This is a genomic window from Cytobacillus sp. FSL H8-0458, assembly GCF_038002165.1.
In the GTDB taxonomy this organism is placed as follows: Bacteria; Bacillota; Bacilli; order Bacillales; family Cytobacillaceae; genus Cytobacillus.
Window position 1 is genome coordinate 1,021,921 of the sequence record NZ_JBBOBR010000001.1, and the last position, 20,630, is coordinate 1,042,550.

At 41.8% G+C, this 20,630-nt stretch carries 20 protein-coding genes, 1 pseudogene and 1 riboswitch; of the genes and pseudogenes, 13 read left to right on the top strand and 8 right to left on the bottom strand.

Annotation, left to right across the window (positions count from 1 at the left end; all coding sequences use genetic code 11):
* Nucleotides 1-56 precede the first annotated feature (56 nt).
* From NYE23_RS05215 to NYE23_RS05235, 5 genes are all read left to right on the top strand, one after another.
* Nucleotides 57-3,740, top strand: coding sequence for a nitrate reductase subunit alpha (locus NYE23_RS05215; protein ID WP_341075978.1), 3,684 nt, complete (start codon nucleotides 57-59; stop codon nucleotides 3,738-3,740).
* On the top strand, nucleotides 3,730-5,277 hold the full coding sequence (gene narH / locus NYE23_RS05220) for a nitrate reductase subunit beta (RefSeq protein ID WP_341075980.1): 1,548 nt from the start codon (nucleotides 3,730-3,732) through the stop codon (nucleotides 5,275-5,277). The genes NYE23_RS05215 and narH overlap by 11 nt, the downstream gene beginning before the upstream one ends.
* On the top strand, nucleotides 5,252-5,809 hold the full coding sequence (gene narJ / locus NYE23_RS05225) for a nitrate reductase molybdenum cofactor assembly chaperone (protein WP_341075982.1): 558 nt from the start codon (nucleotides 5,252-5,254) through the stop codon (nucleotides 5,807-5,809). Before narH ends, narJ begins: the two co-directional genes overlap by 26 nt.
* Nucleotides 5,806-6,516 (top strand): respiratory nitrate reductase subunit gamma, encoded by a 711-nt coding sequence (gene narI / locus NYE23_RS05230; RefSeq protein WP_341075983.1) that lies wholly within the window; start codon nucleotides 5,806-5,808, stop codon nucleotides 6,514-6,516. Before narJ ends, narI begins: the two co-directional genes overlap by 4 nt.
* Nucleotides 6,517-6,587: 71 nt before the next feature.
* On the top strand, nucleotides 6,588-7,064 hold the full coding sequence (locus tag NYE23_RS05235; RefSeq protein WP_341075984.1) for a hemerythrin domain-containing protein: 477 nt from the start codon (nucleotides 6,588-6,590) through the stop codon (nucleotides 7,062-7,064).
* Nucleotides 7,065-7,098: 34 nt separating this feature from the next.
* Here NYE23_RS05235 and NYE23_RS05240 read toward each other — a convergent pair whose 3' ends face one another.
* Nucleotides 7,099-8,592: a nitrate/nitrite transporter gene (locus NYE23_RS05240; protein ID WP_341075985.1), complete on the bottom strand. Its 1,494-nt coding sequence runs from the start codon at nucleotides 8,590-8,592 to the stop codon at nucleotides 7,099-7,101.
* Nucleotides 8,593-8,861: 269 nt separating this feature from the next.
* On the opposite strand from NYE23_RS05240, the gene NYE23_RS05245 reads away from it, so the two are divergent.
* Nucleotides 8,862-9,020: a hypothetical protein gene (locus NYE23_RS05245; protein ID WP_341075986.1), complete on the top strand. Its 159-nt coding sequence runs from the start codon at nucleotides 8,862-8,864 to the stop codon at nucleotides 9,018-9,020.
* A gap of 498 nt (nucleotides 9,021-9,518) precedes the next feature.
* Here NYE23_RS05245 and NYE23_RS05250 read toward each other — a convergent pair whose 3' ends face one another.
* The gene (locus NYE23_RS05250; RefSeq protein WP_341075990.1) at nucleotides 9,519-10,070 is read right to left on the bottom strand and encodes a DUF3231 family protein; all 552 of its coding nucleotides are present in this window, start codon (nucleotides 10,068-10,070) and stop codon (nucleotides 9,519-9,521) included.
* 152 nt (nucleotides 10,071-10,222) lie between these two features.
* Between NYE23_RS05250 and NYE23_RS05255 the strand changes: the two genes are divergently transcribed.
* The 6 genes from NYE23_RS05255 (at nucleotide 10,223) to NYE23_RS05280 (ending at nucleotide 14,870) form a co-directional block, all read left to right on the top strand.
* A complete protein-coding gene (locus NYE23_RS05255; RefSeq protein WP_341075992.1) occupies nucleotides 10,223-10,762 on the top strand; it encodes a general stress protein in 540 nt (179 codons plus the stop codon).
* Nucleotides 10,763-10,920: 158 nt separating this feature from the next.
* Nucleotides 10,921-11,274, top strand: a complete 354-nt coding sequence (locus tag NYE23_RS05260; protein ID WP_341075994.1) for a VOC family protein — start codon at nucleotides 10,921-10,923, stop codon at nucleotides 11,272-11,274.
* Nucleotides 11,275-11,331: 57 nt separating this feature from the next.
* Nucleotides 11,332-12,231 carry a GNAT family N-acetyltransferase gene (locus NYE23_RS05265; protein WP_341075996.1) on the top strand — a complete coding sequence of 300 codons (900 nt, stop codon included), beginning with the start codon at nucleotides 11,332-11,334 and terminating at the stop codon, nucleotides 12,229-12,231.
* A gap of 54 nt (nucleotides 12,232-12,285) precedes the next feature.
* The gene (locus NYE23_RS05270; RefSeq protein WP_341075997.1) at nucleotides 12,286-13,050 is read left to right on the top strand and encodes an aminoglycoside adenylyltransferase domain-containing protein; all 765 of its coding nucleotides are present in this window, start codon (nucleotides 12,286-12,288) and stop codon (nucleotides 13,048-13,050) included.
* A gap of 172 nt (nucleotides 13,051-13,222) precedes the next feature.
* Nucleotides 13,223-13,765 carry a DUF1572 family protein gene (locus tag NYE23_RS05275; RefSeq protein ID WP_341075999.1) on the top strand — a complete coding sequence of 181 codons (543 nt, stop codon included), beginning with the start codon at nucleotides 13,223-13,225 and terminating at the stop codon, nucleotides 13,763-13,765.
* Nucleotides 13,766-14,054: 289 nt separating this feature from the next.
* On the top strand, nucleotides 14,055-14,870 hold the full coding sequence (locus NYE23_RS05280) for a lipid II flippase Amj family protein (protein WP_341076001.1): 816 nt from the start codon (nucleotides 14,055-14,057) through the stop codon (nucleotides 14,868-14,870).
* Nucleotides 14,871-14,906: 36 nt separating this feature from the next.
* Here NYE23_RS05280 and NYE23_RS05285 read toward each other — a convergent pair whose 3' ends face one another.
* The 6 genes from NYE23_RS05285 to NYE23_RS05310 form a co-directional block, all read right to left on the bottom strand.
* The gene (locus tag NYE23_RS05285; protein ID WP_341076002.1) at nucleotides 14,907-15,509 is read right to left on the bottom strand and encodes a DedA family protein; all 603 of its coding nucleotides are present in this window, start codon (nucleotides 15,507-15,509) and stop codon (nucleotides 14,907-14,909) included.
* Between the two features lie 136 nt (nucleotides 15,510-15,645).
* On the bottom strand, nucleotides 15,646-16,956 hold the full coding sequence (locus NYE23_RS05290; protein ID WP_341076004.1) for a hemolysin family protein: 1,311 nt from the start codon (nucleotides 16,954-16,956) through the stop codon (nucleotides 15,646-15,648).
* Between the two features lie 125 nt (nucleotides 16,957-17,081).
* Nucleotides 17,082-17,453 (bottom strand): MerR family transcriptional regulator, encoded by a 372-nt coding sequence (locus tag NYE23_RS05295; protein WP_341076006.1) that lies wholly within the window; start codon nucleotides 17,451-17,453, stop codon nucleotides 17,082-17,084.
* A gap of 168 nt (nucleotides 17,454-17,621) precedes the next feature.
* Nucleotides 17,622-18,845, bottom strand: coding sequence for a dicarboxylate/amino acid:cation symporter (locus NYE23_RS05300; protein WP_341076007.1), 1,224 nt, complete (start codon nucleotides 18,843-18,845; stop codon nucleotides 17,622-17,624).
* A 150-nt stretch (nucleotides 18,846-18,995) separates the two neighbouring features.
* Nucleotides 18,996-19,141: riboswitch (cyclic di-AMP (ydaO/yuaA leader) on the bottom strand.
* Between the two features lie 103 nt (nucleotides 19,142-19,244).
* A complete protein-coding gene (locus NYE23_RS05305; protein ID WP_341076009.1) occupies nucleotides 19,245-19,430 on the bottom strand; it encodes a hypothetical protein in 186 nt (61 codons plus the stop codon).
* Between the two features lie 106 nt (nucleotides 19,431-19,536).
* Nucleotides 19,537-20,061: a GNAT family N-acetyltransferase gene (locus NYE23_RS05310; protein ID WP_341076010.1), complete on the bottom strand. Its 525-nt coding sequence runs from the start codon at nucleotides 20,059-20,061 to the stop codon at nucleotides 19,537-19,539.
* 119 nt (nucleotides 20,062-20,180) lie between these two features.
* Here NYE23_RS05310 and NYE23_RS05315 point away from each other — a divergent pair.
* Nucleotides 20,181-20,609 (top strand): annotated as a pseudogene (locus NYE23_RS05315) (GNAT family N-acetyltransferase); the annotation flags it as partial.
* Between the last annotated feature and the right edge of the window lie 21 nt (nucleotides 20,610-20,630).

A 20,630-nucleotide genomic window follows, 5' to 3' on the forward strand; every position in this document is an offset into this window, starting at 1 on the left:
ACTTCCCCTTATTTTGTAAACAATAGTAACGTTCTGAAAGGAAGGAATGATTAAAATTGACTAAAAAGATACCGCCGTTTTTGAGGAAATTGCGTTACTTTGGAAAATCGGAGGACATTACAGATCATGCCACCGTTTCACCTTATGATAGAGAAACTGAGAAAATTTACAGGAGACGATGGCAGCACGATAAGGTAGTGAGAACAACCCATGGTGTAAACTGCACGGGGTCCTGCAGCTGGAAGGTTCATGTCAAGGACGGAATTATCACATGGGAGACCCAGCAGACAGACTATCCCACCACAGGGCCTGATATGCCGGAGTATGAACCGAGGGGATGTCCAAGAGGTGCAACGTTTTCATGGTATACATACAGTCCCATTCGGATTCGTTATCCATATGTACGCAGCGCATTGATTGAGCTATGGAGAGAGGCATATAAAGAGCATAAAAATCCGATTGAAGCCTGGAAAAGCATTGTAAATGATCCTGATAAGTCTGCAAGATATAAATCAGCGAGGGGAAAAGGCGGTTTTGTGCGCTCAAGCTGGGACGAATTGAATACGCTGATTTCGGCCTCACTGATTCATACAATCGAAGAGTTTGGACCTGATCGGATTTTTGGCTTTTCACCGATTCCAGCCATGTCAATGGTCAGCTATGCGGGCGGTGCGAGATTTTTAAATCTGATTGGGGCATCTCTCTTAAGTTTTTATGATTGGTATGCAGATTTGCCTCCTGCTTCTCCGCAGATCTGGGGGGAACAGACAGATGTGCCGGAGAGCTCAGATTGGTATAATTCCAGCTATTTAATGGTTTGGGGCTCCAATCTGCCGCAGACACGGACTCCGGATTCGCACTTCATGGTGGAAGCCCGCTATCGAGGAACTAAAGTAGTGGCTGTAAGCCCTGACTATGCTGAATTCGTTAAGTTTGCCGATAAATGGCTGCCTGTACAGGCCGGTATGGACGGTGCCATCGCCATGGCGATGACACATGTTATTTTGAAAGAGTTCTATGTTGACCGGCAGGTGGACTATTTTAATAACTATGTTAAGCAATATACAGATCTGCCTTATCTTCTTGTGTTGAAGAAAAATGGTGACTTTTATCAGGGAGATAAGTTTTTAAGAGCATCAGATATTGGCAGAAAAACAGAGAACGGGGAATGGAAAACCGTTGTGCTCGATAAGAACACAAAAGAGTTTGCCGTTCCTAATGGAAGCATAGGACATCGCTGGGAAACTAACCAGAGCTGGAATCTTCATTTAAAAGACAGTGATAATGAATTGGATGGCATAGACCCGGTTCTTACCCTTAATGGAATGGAAGATGAAGTCGTAATGGCCGGCTTTCCGTTCTTCGGGACGGAGAAAAAAGAAGTGTTAAAGCGTGGGATTCCTGTTAAAAAGTTTAAAAAGGACGGGGAAACCTATGTGGTGACAACCGTTTTTGATATGCTTCTGGCCAATTGCGGCGTGAATCGGGATTTGCCTGGAGATTACCCGAAGGATTACGATGATCCGAAGCCTTATACACCTTCATGGCAAGAAGGCATCACAGGGGTGAACAGGAAGGATTGTGCACAAATTGCAAGAGAGTTCGCTCAAAATGCCATCGATTCAAAGGGAAGGTCCATGATTATCATGGGATCGGGAATTAACCATTGGTACCATTCGGATATGATTTACCGTGCCATTTTGAATATGGTTCTCCTCACAGGCTGCCAGGGTGTAAATGGAGGAGGATGGGCGCATTACGTGGGCCAGGAAAAAGTCCGGCCGCTTGAAGGCTGGCAGACCGTTGCCATGGCGAGGGACTGGGGCGGCCCGCCAAGGCTCCAGAACGGGACTTCCTTTTTCTATTTTGCAACTGAGCAATGGCGTTATGACAATCAAATGTCTGATGAATTAATTTCACCCCTCGTCGACAAACCGACTTATAAGCATCCAGGTGATTATAATGTCCTTTCTGCAAGACTCGGGTGGCTGCCGTCCTATCCGCAGTTTAATGAAAATTCCATTAAAATTGCCGAAAAGACCGGTCTGAAAGACAAAGATGAAATCATTCAATCGGTCGTCAGGCAGCTGAAGGAAGGAACGCTGAAGTTTGCCATCGAAAACCCGGAGGATCCGAAAAACTTTCCGAAGGTCCTGTTTGTGTGGCGGGCTAACCTGATCGGAAGCTCTGCCAAGGGACATGAATATTTCCTGAAGCATCTTCTGGGCACACATCATGGAAACTTGAGCGAGCAGAATGAGGAAGACCTGACCAATGAAATCAGCTGGGTCCAGGAGGTGCCTGAGGGCAAGCTTGATCTGATGATCGACTATGACTTTAGAATGTGCGGAACCGGCTTATACTCTGACATTATCATGCCGTCTGCGACCTGGTATGAAAAATATGATGTATCGAGCACGGATATGCATCCCTTTATCCATCCGTTCAATCCGGCGATTACTCCTCCATGGGAAGCCAAATCGGACTGGGACGCATTTAAAAATCTGGCGAAGCGTTTTTCTGATATGGCAGTAAAGTATTTCAAAGAGCCGATTACCGATCTTGTGGCAACACCGCTCTTGCATGATTCCAGGGACGAAATCTCCCAGGCATACGGGAAAATACCGGACTGGAAAAATGGAGACGCTGAGCCTAAGCCTGGTGTGAATATGCCGCGGCTTCATCTGGTGGAAAGAGATCTTTCGAAGGTGTATGACAAGTTCATCGCACTTGGTTCGAACGTAAAAGAGTCCATCGGTTCAAAAGGAATCGGCTGGGATGCCGCCAAGGAATATGAAAAGCTGAAATCGATGATTGGCACAGCTTCGCAAACCATGGATTATAAGGATTTGCCAAGCTTGTATACAGACCGGAATGTAGCTGAGACGATTCTGACATTATCCAGCACAACCAATGGTTCGCTTGCGATGAAAGCCTGGGGTGCATTAGAAAAGAAAACAGGATTGCAGCTGAAGGATTTGGCGGAGGAAAGGGCAGAAGAGCATGTGTCCTTTGCAGAAATTACAGCTCAGCCAAGGAAGGTTATTTCATCACCGGTATTCAGCGGAACGGAAACCGGAAACCGGCGTTACAATCCTTTTACCACAAATGTGGAGCGCCTGGTGCCATGGAGGACCCTGACGGGCAGACAGCAAATTTACATGGATCATGATTTAATGCTCGAGTTTGGCGAAGAGCTTCCGAACTTTAAGGCACCGCTCCATAAGCTTGCTTTCTACAAAGGAGATCATGAGCCTGCAGGCAAGGGAAATGAAATCACCCTTAGCTATTTAACACCGCATTTTAAGTGGTCGTATCACAGCACCTATGCAGATACGCTCCCAATGCTGACCCTTTTCCGCGGCGGGCCGCATGTCTGGCTCAATAATGAAGATGCTGCGTCTGTCGGCATTGAAGATAATGACTGGATTGAGATGTATAACCGGAACGGTGTTGTCGTGGCCAGAGCTGTGGTCAGCCACAGAATGCCAAAGGGAATCGTGTTCATGTATCACGTTCAGGAACGCCACATTAATGTGCCTGGTTCCCCAATCACCAAACAGCGCGGAGGCACCTTTAACAGCCCGACAAGAATCCATGTGAAGCCCACTCAAATGATTGGCGGCTATGCTCAGTTTAGCTACGGATTTAATTACTATGGACCAACTGGGAACCAGAGGGATGAAAAAGTGGTTATCCGGAAAATGAACAGGGATGAGGTGGATTGGCTTGAAGATTAAAGCGCAGTTCGGGATGGTCATGAATCTTGATAAATGCATCGGCTGCCATACCTGCAGTGTCACGTGTAAAAACACCTGGACGAACCGTCCGGGGGTTGAATACCAATGGTGGAACAATGTGGAGACCAAGCCGGGCATAGGCTATCCGAAGGAATGGGAAAACCAGGAGCTGAGAAAAGGCGGATGGGCGCTGAAAAATGGGAAGCTGGAACTGAAGGCAGGCGGCCGCGTCAATAAACTGCTCAATATCTTTTATAACCCTGACCTTGCCGATATTGATGATTATTATGAGCCCTGGACATATGATTATGAAAATCTGATCCAGAGCCCTGAGAAAAAACATCAGCCGGTAGCAAGGCCAAAATCTCAGCTTACAGGTGAGTATATGGACATCCAATGGGGCCCGAACTGGGAGGATGACCTCGCAGGTGTGCATGTAACCGGAAAGAAGGATCCGAACATGGCAGGTTTGGATGATCAAATAAAATTTGAATTTGAACAGGCTTTTATGATGTACCTTCCGAGAATTTGTGAGCACTGCATGAATCCTTCCTGCGTGTCTTCCTGCCCATCAGGAGCCATGTACAAACGGGAGGAAGACGGGATTGTGCTTGTGGACCAGGAGGCATGCCGCAGCTGGCGGTTCTGTATGACGGGATGCCCTTATAAAAAAGTTTATTTTAACTGGAAGACCCATAAAGCAGAAAAATGCACCTTTTGTTATCCGAGAATTGAAGCGGGGCTGCCAACTGTATGTTCGGAAACCTGTGTCGGCAGGCTTCGATATATCGGGATTGTTCTATATGATGCCGATAAAGTGAAGGAAGCTGCATCCGTTCCTGATGATAAAGATTTATATAAAGCACAGCTCGATATGTTCCTGGATCCCCATGATCCGGAAGTAATTAAGGAAGCGAAAAAAGAAGGCATTCCGGATGATTGGATTGAGGCAGCGCAAAGATCGCCAGTTTATAAAATGGCAGTGGAACAGCGGATTGCGCTTCCGCTTCATCCTGAATATCGCACGCTGCCGATGGTTTGGTATGTTCCGCCGCTTAGCCCATTTGTGAATGCGTTCGGAGGGCAAATTGATGATTTGGATCCAAACATCATTTTCCCAACGATTAATCAGTTCAGAATCCCAATCGAATATTTAGCCAACTTGTTCACAGCAGGTGATACAGAAGTGATTAAATCTGTGCTTAAAAAGCTTGTTGCGATGCGGACCTATATGCGCCAGGTCAACCTGGGAAAAGAGCCGGATACAAGCGTACTGCAAGCGGCGGGAATGACGGAAGAGATTGTGCGTGATATGTATGAGCTTTCAGCCATTGCCAAGTATTCCGACCGATATGTGATCCCTGCTTCCCATAAAGAAAGAACCGGTGATATGCACAATATGCGCGGAAATGTCGGCTTTGATGACTTGGCCACAGACTGTAATTCCTGCAGTGTCGGTTCCGAAAGAGATCCGCTTTACTATTATGGCGAAGAATATTGGAGTGATTTGGATGAATCAAAGCCAAGCGGTCTATAATTTAGCATCTGTCCTGCTTCAGTACCCTTCCAGGGAATGGAAAGACTATTTGCCTGACCTGCATAGTGAAGCGGACTCCCTGAATGATAAGCAAATCGCCGTCAGCCTGAAGAAATTTTTGGACTATCTGGACAGTACTGCTTATGCGGATCTGTGCCAAAATTATGTCCTGACCTTTGATTTTAATGAACGCAGCACCTTGTACCTGACTTATTCCGTGTTTAAAGATAATCGGGAGAGAGGGCCGGCGCTGGTTAAATTGAGGCAGGAATTCAAGGAAGCGGGGGCAGAGCTCGAGAGCGATGAGCTTCCGGACTATCTGCCGCTAATTTTGGAATTTGCGGCTATAACGGAGCCTGAGAAATCAGCTAAGCTGCTGAAGCTGCACTTTCGGTCAATTGAGCGTCTGTCTTTGGAACTTGGAGCCCTGAACAGTCCTTATCACTTCCTGCTGGCGGCATGTGCCGACTGCATCAAGCAGCTTCGTGCATCTAATGCAATTGGCAGCTCGGATGAAAGGAGAATCATATGAGCAGTCTTGATCTGTTTTTATGGGTGATTTTCCCTTATATTTGTCTGACGATATTCGTGCTCGGTCATATTTATCGTTACAATACCGACCAGTTTGGCTGGTCGGCTAAATCAAGTGAATTCCTGGAAAAGAAAAAGCTTAAATGGGGAAGCATTCTGTTCCATTGGGGCATTATCTTCGTGTTCTTCGGTCATGTAGCGGGCGTATTGATACCTAAAGTATTCTACGATACTGTTGGGATAACGGAGCATATGTATCATTTTGGCGCCGTCTGGTTTGGCGGAGCGGCAGGAGTCATTTGCGTAATCGGCGGTGCATTGCTATTTGCAAGACGTGCATCCGTAAAACGGATTAAAATGAACAGTCAATTCAAAGACTGGCTATCACTCATCATTCTTGGCATCGTGGTCATCGTCGGTTTTACCAACACAGTCGGATATACGGCATCCGGAGGGGATTTCGATTACAGGGTGACCATTGGGCCGTGGTTTAGAGGGCTTTTAACCTTTAACCCGGATCCCGCCTATATGATCGGAGCGCCGATTGGCTTCCAGGCACATGTATTGCTGGCATTTGTCCTATTTGCCATCTGGCCATTTACAAGGCTGGTTCATGTGTGGAGCCTGCCTTTGGCTTATCTGAAAAGGAGATATCTTGTGTATCGGAAAATGTCGCCTGCTAAAAATCAGAATGTAACAAAGCGCTAAAAGAAATAAGGAGCAGAAAGGCTTCATCGTGATACAGCCTTTCTTTTTTCCTTTACAAGGAGGAATTATTGTTGGCTGGTCCAGCGTTAAAAAACCATTATTCACACCAATCCATTCATGATGGGTATTATACGGAAGGCCGCGATCTCACTGAAGTGCTCGTTAAACTGAATCGTGAAGGCAGAGAGAAGGAGTGCGGAATTGCTGCCGAGGCTCTGGTGGAGCATTGGGAGACCCGAACCATTGCCCATGCGGATTCCGAAGAGGAAGGGTTTTACCAAGAAGTTATGAAGGAAAAACCGGAGCTGAAGGAGGAAGTCATTAAGCTGATCAGAGATCATGATCTCTTAAGAATGCTTGTTTCTGACCTTAAAGAAAGAATTCCGCGCGATGGGGTAACGGAAGAAGTGGTTGACCGCTTTAAAACCATTCTCATGCTGGTGGATATACACAATCATGCAGAGGAAAGAGTGTTATTCGGAATGAACCATAAAGGCCATTTGCACAAGTTGCGTGAAAGCGATGAAGGAACTGCTTCCGGCCTATAAAGTTGAAAACAGCTCCCATGGAGGAAGCTGTTTTTTATTTTTTGGAGATATCGCTGAACATGGCCACATGCAGCTTTGGTTCGTCTGCATCATTTTTGATGGTACTGATGGTTAGCCACTCTGGAAAGATCTCGCCGTTTTTCTTTTTGTTCCAGATTTCACCCTGCCAATATCCTTTCGTCTCAATTTCCTCCCACATTAGCTTATAAAAATCTTTTGTATGTTTTCCTGACTGCAGGATTGCAGGTGTTTTCCCGACCGCTTCTTCCTGTGTATATCCAGTAACCTTTGTAAAGGCAGGATTTACTTTTTTAATAATTCCTTTTAAATCGGTAATCATCATGCCGGACTCTGTGCTTTCAAGGACCTGTTTCGATAAGCTGAGTTTATCCTGGTAGTAAAGCCAAACGACAAGAATTAAGCTTGCGAGGGCAAATTCGGAAAGTGCCATAAAACCGATGGCGTAATGTCCGGTCCAATCGAACAGGACGGTTAAGATAATCGGCGGGAAAAATCCGCCAAGTCCCCCCATAGCAGCGACAATCCCATTGACAATCCCTGCCTGCCTGGAAAAATACATGGGTACGAGTTTGAAAATTGTTCCATTCCCAATCCCCGCACAAATCGCTACGCCGAGACAGCCGACAGTATAGATGGGGAGTGATGGCGTAAAGGATAGGAGAAAGCCGCCGAATGTCAGCCCGGAGAATACAAGCATCAAAATGACAAAGGAATTGAATCTATCCCCAAGCCATCCGCCGACAGGGCGCGAAAAGGTAGCGATTGCAATAAAGCCGGCCGTCCGAAGTCCTGCATCAACTTTATCCAGTCCAAAGTGATTTACAAGGAAATTGGGCAAATAAATGGTAAAGGCTACAAAGGATCCGAACGTGATGAAATAAAACAAACTTAACAGCCATAACTTGGGATTGCGGTAAACACCATTTATCTGCTCCCCGAGAGACACCTGGACTTTCTTTTCTTTACGGTCACCAAGCAGGAAATTTAATACAGCAATAAGGGCTAAAAGGATTAAAAAAAACTGTACCGTTAGCCGCCAGCCAAAGCTGTTTGCCAGTACCGGCGCCAAAAAAGCGGTTAAAGCTGTACCGATGTTGCCGGCTCCATAAATGCCATTTACAAAACCGTGCCTTTCTTTTGGATAGTATTTGGGCAAGGAAGTAACACCGACAGAGAAAACTGCTCCGCCTATTCCCAGTAAAAGGCCTCCGAGGATGAGGGTCATCTTCGTACCTGCTGAACTGATCACAAACACAGGCAGAATTAAGACAATGAAGCTTATGGTAAAAATAGGCCTGGCACCATATCGGTTGGTCCAGTATCCAATTGGGACTCTTAGCAAAGACCCCAATATGACAGGTATGGCCGTGACTAACGCCACCTCTCCTGGCTTAAGGGCAATATCGGACTGGATATAGGGCATCAGTGAGGAGAGAATGACCCACACCATGAAGCCGACGACCAAACTTCCTGTCTGCAGAACTAATTGAAAGCTTCCTTTTTGCATAACGCTCTCCTTTCATGTATGAAAATGCATGTGTGAACGTGATGTATATAGGACAATCTTAGTTTTAAAATACCCAAATGCTTACAGGTCAACCATACTTTTTACGAGACCATAACCTGTGTTGACAAAATCAGAAACATTGTCTCTATATAGCTCATTGATTAATAAGGAAATATATATTAAAACTCTGATTATACATATGTGCTTCTGTTGGAGGAGATAAGTTCTTTTCATAGTTAGTATTGAAATTATAAAAGGCGGTTCATTGTATGTATTGGGTTCCATATCTTTCATTGGCCATTAATCTCATTGTAATCTGGTTTATGCCAAAGCATTTAACGAATAAAGAAATATACGTAAGCTGGGCTGTCATTGCGTATTTACTTAAGTACAGACGTAATGCTAAGTTTATATTTTCGGCTGTATGAGTTAAACGGCGGGGGAGTGCAGCTGGGGGTTCATATCATTGAATTAACTCTTGGGGCATCATTTGGGATTATCTTTCTGAATTTCATACCGGAAAGCAGGCGTTCTTTTTTCTTTTATACAGCAGCCTGGGTCGTTTTTTCGGTGCTTTTCTAAATGCTTACGGTTAAGCTGAACACCTGGAAATGGTGGTAATCTGCCTTCTACTATTTTGCTGCTTTTTTATTTGTCCGCTGGCATTTGCATTTTATCAGGTCAAATTAGAGCTTCCTGCTATTGTCGGAAGCTCACAGCCTTTCTTTATTCCTTTCCATTCTGTTATCGAAGAATTTCCTGGCCTCTTCTTTTATCATTCTTCTTATCGTACTTAGTATTTTCATGTACATCACCACTATAGCAATACGCGGAGGGAAATATTCTGTGCCAGTCCGTGTATCGGCAAAAATGAATAAAAGACTCCTGCTCCGATAATCAGAGGCAGCAGTCTATCAGAGCGGGTATTAATTTCTTTCAGGAGTGCCAGGCGGCATATAGCTTGGCGGTATTCTCAGCCAGCCTCTTTCCTTCATTAAATTCTTAAGGGGTGATGCTATTTCCATTAAGTGCACCTGTAAGGAAAAAAACATTAACCCCACATCTGTTCTGACTGTTTTACTCATAGCCTGTGCACAAAAGGTTATGCTTGCTGCGAGTTTTACAGATATTAAATTAGCTATTTCATCTTCCGTTAACTTTACACCTTCAGGAACAGAATCCGGGTTGGAAAGTGGTTTTTCGGCATTAGTTAAAGGGAGCGGCACCCCTTCTTTAAGCAGAAAATCTTCAATCATTTTTGTGTCTGCCCTGCTTCCTTCAATGGAGGAGCGTATAGTATGCAATAGTTCAGGATCTGTGGTCATATTTAAGGCAATATAGTAAAGGGAGTGGGCTTCATGGAATGCTGTATACAGAGTCCATAAATCCATAACCTCCCCCACATGCAGCGGCGGCTTTGGTTCGTTATCAGCAAAATTCTTAATGGTTTCGTTAATGGCCTCGAATGGGTTTCTCATTATTTCACCCCATAATATGTATTTTTTTTAATTTTACCGATATTTTCACTTTCATTCGGTTTTAAGGAAAGGACTAATTTTTTTGAAACTATTTTTGAGAATATTCGTAATACATTAGGGATAGTTCTTACTCGGAAAAGGGGAATTTCAGATTGAGAAATAGAGTGCTGAAGAGACTTTCATATCTTTTTACCGGAGAATCAATGAGCCTTATCATGTTTGTATTCATCAGTTACCTGGTGAACTATACATATCCGGATCTCCATTTATATTCACTGTTTTCTTTCTGGTCATCATTTCTGCTGCTGGAGTTCATATTGCTTCAGGGCTCCATTTATTGGTTTGTAAAATGGAAGCGATTAAAAAGAGAAAATACGTCAGTTGCCCCGATCAGGCTTGTACAGCGGCTATGGGTTTCTAAGAAATGGAATCTGGGCATGATCACCGTGATTCCAGGTGCATTCGTGGCAGACTGCATGATATGGCATCCGGCAGTTCCGCTGGGGCTTGTGATTGCCGGCTTTATCTATATCTTTGCCATTCTGGAGTATATCAACTATTTTCATATTCAGCTTTCCTATGATAATCGCTCTGACATTAACAGTCTTAAACAGACTAAGCGCTTGAAACAGGCTTGTTTGAGCAAGGATTTTAAGAGGCTGGAGAATTTTGATGGGAGGAAATTAGGGTGAGGATATGGAACATACACGATATAGTATTGGTGGCCTTATCCTGATTGGTAGTGTGGTTTAAAGCAGCTTGTTTTGATTTTTGCTGAATAAGTGGCTTCTATCAATCGAAATGGTTATTTTAAAAATACATATTAAATAGATGAAAGCAGGAGATAACAATGGCAAAAGTAGTTGGGTTCGAATTAAACTCCCAGGATCCGGAAAAAGCAGCTGAGTTTTATTCCAAAGTTTTTAGCTGGGAGATAGAAGAGCCGAAGTGGGGCTATCGGCCCGTCCATACTGAAGGAGTTCAAAATAAAGCAATTATTGGGGGAATCAGTAAAGGACCAATTGATTACCCGCATGGAACCAGGATTCAGATTGAAGTAGAATCGATTGATGAAACCATATCACTAGCAACAGAGAATGGAGCAATGGTTGTAAGAGCTAAAATGGAATTTGATGACTTTTATCTTGCCTATTTGGCGGATCCGGTTGGGCTGGGAATTGGACTAATACAGAAAAAGCGATAATGGAGACGGTTTAAGGTGCCTGCCTTGTTTTCTGTCATGGTAAAGGAGAACGTTAAAATGGAAATAATGATTGAAAAAGCAATGATGCAAGATGCAGTGCAATTAACAGACATCATGAAAGCTGCATTTGATGAGGAAGCTCAAAAATGGCTTACAGATGATGAACAAAATATAGCAGATTTTAATATTCAGCCGCCGGGATACGATTCACTGCAAATGACGAAATATATGATTCAGGAACTGGATTATTATAAAGTGATTTATAAAAATTCAATAGCAGGCGGAATTATTGTTACGCTTTCCGGAAAATCATATGGAAGAATTGATCGGATTTTTATCCGGCCTGATTTACAGGGGTGCGGAATTGGTTCAGCTGCCATTACGTTTATAGAAAATCATTACCCCTATGTGAAGGCATGGGAGCTCGAAACATCGGCCAGACAAATCAATAATCATCACTTCTATGAAAAAATGGACTATCAATTATCTTTTAAAACGGATGAAGAGTATTGTTATGAGAAAAGAACCGGACCTTCCAAAAAGGATATTACAGATTCTCAATTTGAGAACTGCGATATGGGAAACACTGAAGTTTACAAAGTGAATATGTCGGAAAGTTCGTTCAGTAACAGCAGTCTGAGTAAAGCACATTTCAGCAATTGTAATTTAAGTCATTCAAAGTTTCGAAATATTAATTTCCAAAAAACACTTTTTGCCGACTTAAATCTATCCCAAAGCAGGTTCATGCATGTTACATTAAGCGGAGTGCAATTTGCTGAGACAAATCTTCGAGGTGGAGAGGATCCCATTTCATTTAATGGATGTAACCTTGAAGGAAGTAAAATAACTAACAGCTGTATGAAAAATGTTGAAATTTCCGAAAGCAGCATTAGTGGAATGAAGATCAATGGTATTCGTGTGGAAGAACTATTGCGTGTTTATGAACAAAATAAATGAGGGCTGCACGAATTTGTATTATGATAACTTGAAAAAAAGCGGGGAGCTTTTAGCATGAGTAAGCCTGATGTAATGGAAATTGTTAATCATTTAGTAGAAGAAGCAAAGATGCTATTAAAGGATAATTTTAAGGGTTTATATTTGCATGGCTCATTGGCGATGGGCGGATTTAACCCGGACAAAAGTGATGTTGATATTTTAATTGTAACGTATCATTCCTTGTCTTCTGAAATTAAAAGTAAGATGGCAAAGTTATTCTTAAAGTGCTCAAATGCACCATTCCCCATTGCAGTCAGCTTTTTGAATGAAAGAGATCTCAGCAATTGGCAGCATCCATGTCCATTTGATTTTCACTATAGTGAATTTTGGCGGGAGAGACTTGAAGAAGAAGTGGATCCGCATAGCGTTTCAGGATATGATCCTGATTTGGCTGCTCATATTACGATCGTTAATCATCAAGGTATCTGTGTTGCTGGAGAATCCATAAAAGCAACCTTTCCTAATGTGCCGAGAGAGGACTACCTGTCTTCTATCCTGGGGGATTACCGTGATTGCCTTGAAAATCTTAAAGAGGATCCTGTTTATAGTGTCTTAAATATGATTAGGGTATATTGGTATCTCAAGGAAGATTTTATATCATCCAAGTATGAAGCCGGGGAGTGGGCACTGGAGTCAATGCCAGATGAGTTTATACCTGCTATTCAAAAGATAGTGGGAAAATATAGTTCAGATGCAAATGATCCTACTGACATAGATTTTACTAAGCTTTATGACTTAAGAGATTATATTGATGGTGAAATCCAGAAACTGCTAACCTAGTATGGACTTAGTCGAGAAGAACAATGGCGAAAAGGCGAGTGATAAAGGGAATTGGTGGTTAATCCTGAGTCTGCTTCTGCTCCGAAAAGGGATTCATCTGACTGCATCTTATTTTTCCCATTAGGTACTTAATGAGTCACAATCTTACTGAAGATAAAAAGGAGGTCATCCTATGAGCTTAAGTGCAACATATCTAACGATTGTAAAGAAAAGATTCCAGGCTGTGAAGGAATTGGCGGATATAACCATTCAGCGGCTTTCCGGGGAGGAGTTGAATTGGGCTTTCAACGAAGAGTCCAACAGTGCAGCAGTAATTATCAGGCATATGAACGGCAATATGGTTTCACGGTGGACAGATTTTTTGATCTCAGATGGAGAAAAGCCTTATCGGAACAGGGATGAGGAATTTTTAACAGCTTCTGCTTCAAAAGATGAACTAATTTTGGTTTGGGAAAAAGGGTGGAAGGTGCTGTTTTCCGCGTTAGAAAGTTTAAAAGAGCAGGATCTCCTTAAAAATATCACTATTCGAGGCGAGAGCCATCTAGTTATAGATGCAATAGAAAGGCAGATGGCACATTATTCTTACCATGTTGGACAGATTGTTTATATCGGCAAGCTAATAAAAAGTGATGAGTGGGAAAGCCTCAGTATTCCTAAAGGGAAATCAGATCAATTTCTTAAGGAAATGCTCGACCAACATAATGACGGCAAATAGGCATTGTATCCATCTAAAATCAGAGACATTGAGTAAACAAAGCATAACGATCTGGCAGGCATTATTTTAATTTCCCTTTATAGGTTATTCGTCTAAAACTTTGATTGGATTCCGTTTACTTCTTTTCTTTTAGACATGTTGATGCTGGTGATAGGATTGTAAGAGCGGGAGAAAGGGAAATGTGGATATGGTATATAGGTATTTTTGAAACTGTATTTATCTTTTCATCGCACTTCAATCATTCCCAACATAATGGTATAATCAGGAAAAAATGAAAGAAGTGTTCCTTTTGGATCTAATTACTGGGAAAATCCTGTTTACTTCCTTATTCATCATTCTTATACATAGTATAGAAACACTGGCCTATGCTGTCCGATTATCGGGTGCCAGGGTTAAGCTGATCGCATCAGGGCTTTCTTTGTTCAGTACCATTGTCATTGTTTCTCGAATGGCGAACATGGGTCAGCAGCCGCTGCTTGGGAGTATTATTGATACTGCTCCAGAACAAAACTTTCTCGGTTATGTTGAAAATCAATTCAGGGTGTTAATTGGGGCATCCACAATAGGGACCATCATTGGAATTCTGCTGCTGCCGACATTTATAGCGATTTTCTCAAGAGCCATTATCCGTCTCGCCGATGCAGAAGGTTCAGTACCTTCGCTGCTAAAGGTCGGGTTTAGCTGGAAATCGGCAAAGAAAGCAATCAAACATTTTAAGTTTCCGAGAATTTCCTATTTAAATGGACATAAACTCAGTGAAATACCAAAACGGCTATTTCTATTCAATATGTTTGTAACCGCCATCTATACAATTGGAGTGCTGTCAGCTCTATATGCTTCGCTGCTTACTCACGATAGCTCAAGAACAGCTATTATGGCATCAGGTCTCATAAACGGTGTAGCAACAATCCTTCTATCCATTTTTGTCGACCCGAAAATTTCTGTCATGTCAGATAATGTGGTGCATGGAAAAGCCAAATATACGAACTTGAAAGGGATTTCGATTATGATGGTTACCTCCAGATTGATCGGCACCGTCCTTGCACAGATCATGTTTATACCCGGAGCCTATTATATTGCCTGGGCTTCAAAGTTTTTTGTATAGAAAAAACGGCACTGATCATCCAGTGCCGTTTTCGATTTAGATACTTTCGCTCTTGCGCTTGCTGATGAATTTGTACGTAAAGAAAATAATGAGTCCCGCAAGGATAATCAGGACTAGAGGAAGGGCATAACTGTTGAAGATTTCCTCTGCTTCTTTATAATGAGGGCCAAGTTTAAACCCCAGATAAACATAAAATGCGGTAATCGGAAGCATTGCCAGGAATGTATAGATCGAGAACTTCCACACATTCATTTTGGCCATTCCGCATGGAATCGATATCGCTGTACGGACAACCGGCAAAAAGCGGGCAAAGAAAGCGACCCCTGAACCGTATTTTTCAAAGAACTTGTCCGACGCATCAATCTGTTTTTGTGAAACTAAGAAGTATTTTCCGTATTTTAAAACCATGGGACGGCCGCCATATCGGCCCAGCGCATATAATGTCAGCGGCCCGATCGTTCCTCCCACAGTGCCTGCTAATACAACCAGATAATAATTATAGTCACCCTGGTAGACCCAAAAGCCGGCCAAAGGAAGAACCACTTCTGCGGGGACAAATTCAAAGCAAAGTGCAAGCAATATTCCAAAGTAAGAGAACTGTTTTAAAAATTCAATTAAGCTGATAACAATTTCTGACATAGCCACACATCCTGTTAATTTATAAAAGGTAATTCTTCAAGTACATAAGTCAGTCTAACGGGTAATAAGAAAACAATCAAGTATTTATATAGACACAAAAAATGGCGGCTGCCGTATTCGGAGCCGCCGTTTTTTCTTAGGCTAACTGGGGCTTGCTTTTGAAAACCTCCAGATAATGAAGCTGGTGTCCATCTTTTTCGTGGACTTTAAAAGTAAATCCATCCGCTTCAATCTCTGTTCCTATCTCTGCTTCCATATGCTGTGTAAGGAACCAGCCGCCAATAGTATCTACGTCTTCATGCTCAAAATCCGTGTCAAGCAGATTATTGACATCTTCAATAAGAAGCTTGGAATCAAGGATATAATGGTTATCGTTTAGCTTTCGTATCTCAGGAACTTCATCTTCATCAAATTCATCACGGATCTCACCGACTATTTCTTCAAGAATGTCTTCAACGGTCACCAATCCGGAAGTTCCGCCATATTCATCCATTAAAATGGCAATATGGATGCGTTCTTTTTGCATTTTCACAAGCAGGTCATGAATTGGAATGCTTTCAATGACATGGATGACCGGGTTAATAAAGGAGTCAAGATCAAGATTCTCCGGGGTAATCCTATCTGTAAGACTGGCTGTCAGAAATTCTTTTACGTTAATAAACCCGCGGATATTGTCCTTATCCCCATCTTCAACAGGGTATCGCGTGTAATTTTCTGTTTGGATGGTTTGCATAATTTCTGCCAGTGTATTATCTGAAGCGATCGTAATCATCTCTGTACGCGGCACCATGATTTCTTTTGCAATTCTTTCATCAAATTCAAAGATATTGTTCACGTACTTTAATTCATTCTTATTGATCTCACCGCTCTTATAACTTTCGGATAAAAGAATTCGCAGTTCTTCTTCAGAATGGGCCATTTCATGCTCAGAAGCCGGCTTTAAACCAAATAGGCCAACAAGTACCCGGGCTGATCCATTTAAGAACCAAATGAATGGGAACATCACTCGGTAGAACCAGATAATCGGTGCTGCGAACGCCATTGTAACTGCTTCCGCTTTTTGAATGGCAACGGTTTTAGGTGCAAGCTCTCCTACAACGACATGCAGGAAGGTGACTAAAGCAAAGGCAATACCAAATGATAAAATATGGGTAAGGGACTCTGCTATTTCAAACCTCTCAAATAACGGATGCAGTAACTTTTCAACCGTTGGCTCACCAAGCCAACCGAGACCTAATGCGGTGATAGTAATCCCTAATTGGCAGGCCGATAAATATTCATCCAGGTGAGTGACGACTCTCTTTGCCGCTATAGCCCTTTTATTCCCTTCAGCAATCAGCTGATCAATTCGGGAAACACGCACCTTTACTATCGCAAACTCAGTTGCTACGAAGAATGCGGTTAATGCTATTAATAATGCAATCAGTAATAAATTTATGGTTGTCAACAAGCAGTCTTACTAAAAAGTAAGACATACACCTCCTAAAAATGGTAATGATACTTAATAAGTTCACTACTTAAATTGTGCCCAAACAGATATCCATAATGCTCCAAAATTCAAAAAAAACGATATCAGTTCAGCAATAAAAGCAGTGACTGAATTAATGATAAGCTTTCATGTGAAATATTCTTTTTGACGTATTCATATTTTTCGGGATCCGATTTTTTTAGCTGAGAAAGCGCCTTTGTCACATCCTCCTCGAGATCCTGAATTTTTAGCCTTAGCTCTAGAACATCAACCTCTTCAGAAAATTGACTGATGACTTTTTTCTTGATTTCCTCCAGTGACAAACCATCCGCTTTACATTTCTCGATAAAAGCAATACGTTCGATGGAGGAATAGTCATAATAGCGATAATTTGAAGGTGAACGTTCTGCTTCTAAAAGACCAAGGGAAGTATAGTAATCAATCGTTCTCTTCGTAACCTTTGCTTTTTCAGCCAATTCTCCAATTCTTAACTTCTCAGCCCCATGAGGTTCCCTCCAAACTGTTACGTGATGGTTATGAATCTAATTATACTAAACTATCATAGAAAAGCAATGAAATTGAATGAAGGAGGGGAGGAAGAGCTCCAAAAAAAATAACACCGGATAACCGGTGTTATTTTGTGATCAGGCTTTAACAGCCTCTTTTTTTGCTTCTGTTTCCGCGACAATAACTGCACAAGCAGCATCGCCTGTAATATTGACAGCTGTTCTCGTCATATCAAGCAGACGGTCAATACCAATGATTAATGCAATACCTTCAACCGGCAGGTTAACTGAGTTAAGAACCATCGCCAGCATGATTAGGCCGACACCCGGAACTCCTGCTGTACCAACGCTGGCAAGAACCGCGGTAAGAACAACCGTGATAAGCTGGGTAAGTGATAAGTCCACATTGAATACCTGTGCGATAAATATAGTGGCAACACCCTGCATGATGGCTGTTCCATCCATGTTGATCGTTGCACCCAGCGGCTGAACAAAGCTGCTGATTGATTCAGGAACTTTCAGATTCTTTTGGGCAGTACTCATGGAAATCGGCAATGTTGCATTACTGCTTGATGTACTGAACGCAACACCCATTGCTGGGGCAAATCCCTTAAAGAAGGATAATGGATTTCTTTTTGCAATGAGTGCGATTGAACCGCCATAGGTAATAACGGCATGGACAAGAAGGGCAAGAACCACCACAATCATATATAGTCCCATTGCCTTAATGGCATCAAGCCCCTGGCTTCCAACAGCAGAAACAATAAGTCCGAACGTTCCATAAGGTGCAAATTTCATAACCAGATTAACAAGATACATCATTATGTCATTGCCCTGTTCAATCAGGTTTAAAATTCCTTTTGTTTTATTTCCAAGCATCGTTAAGGCAAATCCAACAAAAATGGAAAAAGTAATAATCTGAAGCATGTTTCCTTCCGTAAAGGCTTTTACCGGATTGGTCGGAATAATATTTAACAGGGTGTCTGAGACAGGCGGAGCTTCTTCTGATTCATACTCCACGTTTGTTACGTCAAATTCCCCAACATTTCCTGGCTGGAAGACATATGCCAAAGCTAGTCCGATAATAATCGCTATACTTGTAGTAACTAAAAAGTAGGATATCGTTTTTACGCCGATTCTTCCTAATTTCTTTGGATCACCAAGCCCGGCTGTACCAAGAGTGATGGAAAAGAATACGATCGGGACAACCAGCATGTTAATCAGGTTTAAAAAGATTTTTCCAAGCGGTGTAAACACCAACTTGTCAAGCTCAGGGAATATCCCAGGAGCAAATAAATTAATCAGAAGACCTGTTATTCCCCCTGCTATCAGGGCAATAATAATTTTAGTAGATAATTTCATACGCGTTCCTCCAATGAATAAAGTAAAAAAATGTAAAATATAGACACAAAAAATAATATCCTTCCCTATATTACCCCCAAAAAACATAAACCTAACTTAAAAAAGGCAACAAAAAAACACAGAGGTAAAAACCACTGTGCATATATGCAGTGTTTCCCTCTCAACACGCTTACGAGGTTAGCTGTCGGGTTCGGGTCTTGAGAGTACCCTACCTGTAAAAGGATTCACCCCAGGTACTTTTTTAGAAAAAGTACAATTGGTTCCCCCGCTCAATTAAGATTAAGCGAAAATTATTTATGTTTTTTTAATATAATAACAAAATAGTATGAAATTTGTAAACATCCTTTTAATTATCTGTTATTTTCAATAATATATTATTCTCTTAATAATATTAGGGTATTAGAAATTAAGCCAGTTGAAAATAGGATGTCTATTTTTGTCCTTGACTTTCAGTTCCTTCTTATTCAGCTTGTTTTCATGTTCGGCCAGCCACTTTTTTAACTCTTCTTTATCCTTGCATTGCGTATAATAAGTCTCCCCATTTTTCCCAGTGGCACTCACAACATATCTGCATGTACTTCCCATAATGCACCCTTTTCAAAGTAATTTCTTTTTGAATTATAACAAGATTTATAGCAATGTCCACTATATTTTAAAAGAAAATAGATATAAGCATTATGGGAAAACAATCCTATTTTCGCAAAACTGTAATAAAACCGTCCAGAATTTCGTGACTCTCAGTAAATCCTTTACCTGCATAAAATTCAAGGGCCTCTGTATTCCCATTTGACACATAAATAAAATAATCTTCTACATCTTTAAATTGACTTAACCACTCCATCGACATGTTAAAAAGCACTGACCCAATTCCGTATTGCCGGTAGCCATCTTTAATAAAAAATTGTGATAAGCAGCCAACATTGTCTTTCTCCACTGAGGATAAATCAAAAAAAGTGGCGAAATCATTGGAGTAGGCTTCCTTAGGAGAAACATTGGAATAGACATAGCCCACGACTTCTTTATCGTCCTTAACAATTACAATATAATTATGTATAGCAGATTTTACGGATGGAACCATTCTTGTTTCAAAATTCATGCTGTCAAAACGCTCAGGTGTTATATGTGACTTTGATTTCTGAAAAGCCATCAGCTCATTGCATAAATTCCGGCATAGGCTGATTTCGTCTTCTGTTATCACTTCATAGTTTAGATTCATACCAATTCACCCCTTTAGCTAACATTTTATATTGGAATGCCTATATTCGTCTAAAAAAAGAGGGAATATATTTTTGATAGAGAAATATTTTTTAAACTAATATAAAAAGAGGGACGATCATGATTAAGGAAATCAATATTAAAGACCGAAAAGCGGCAAAGCAGGTTTTAAGCGTACAGCTTCCTGCGTATAAAATTGAGGCTGAAATCATTGGTTATCCTGATTTACCTCCTTTGAAGGATTCTGCAGACGCTTTGCGAATAACCGGAGAGACCTTCTTTGGGTACTTTATTGGTGAAAAATTATGCGGTGTGATTTCCTTTAAAGAGAAGAATGATGTTTTAGATATTCATAGACTGATTGTGCATCCTGAACATTTCAGGAAGGGAATTGCACAAAAGCTGCTGAACTTCATTGAACTGAGACCGATGATTGAAAAGATGGTTGTCACAACCGGCTCCAAGAATACTCCAGCTGTCGCATTTTATGTGAAAAATGGATTCAAAGAGGTTGAAAAAATCAAAATAAACGATTCACTGACAATTACTGCTTTTGAGAAATTATTATGG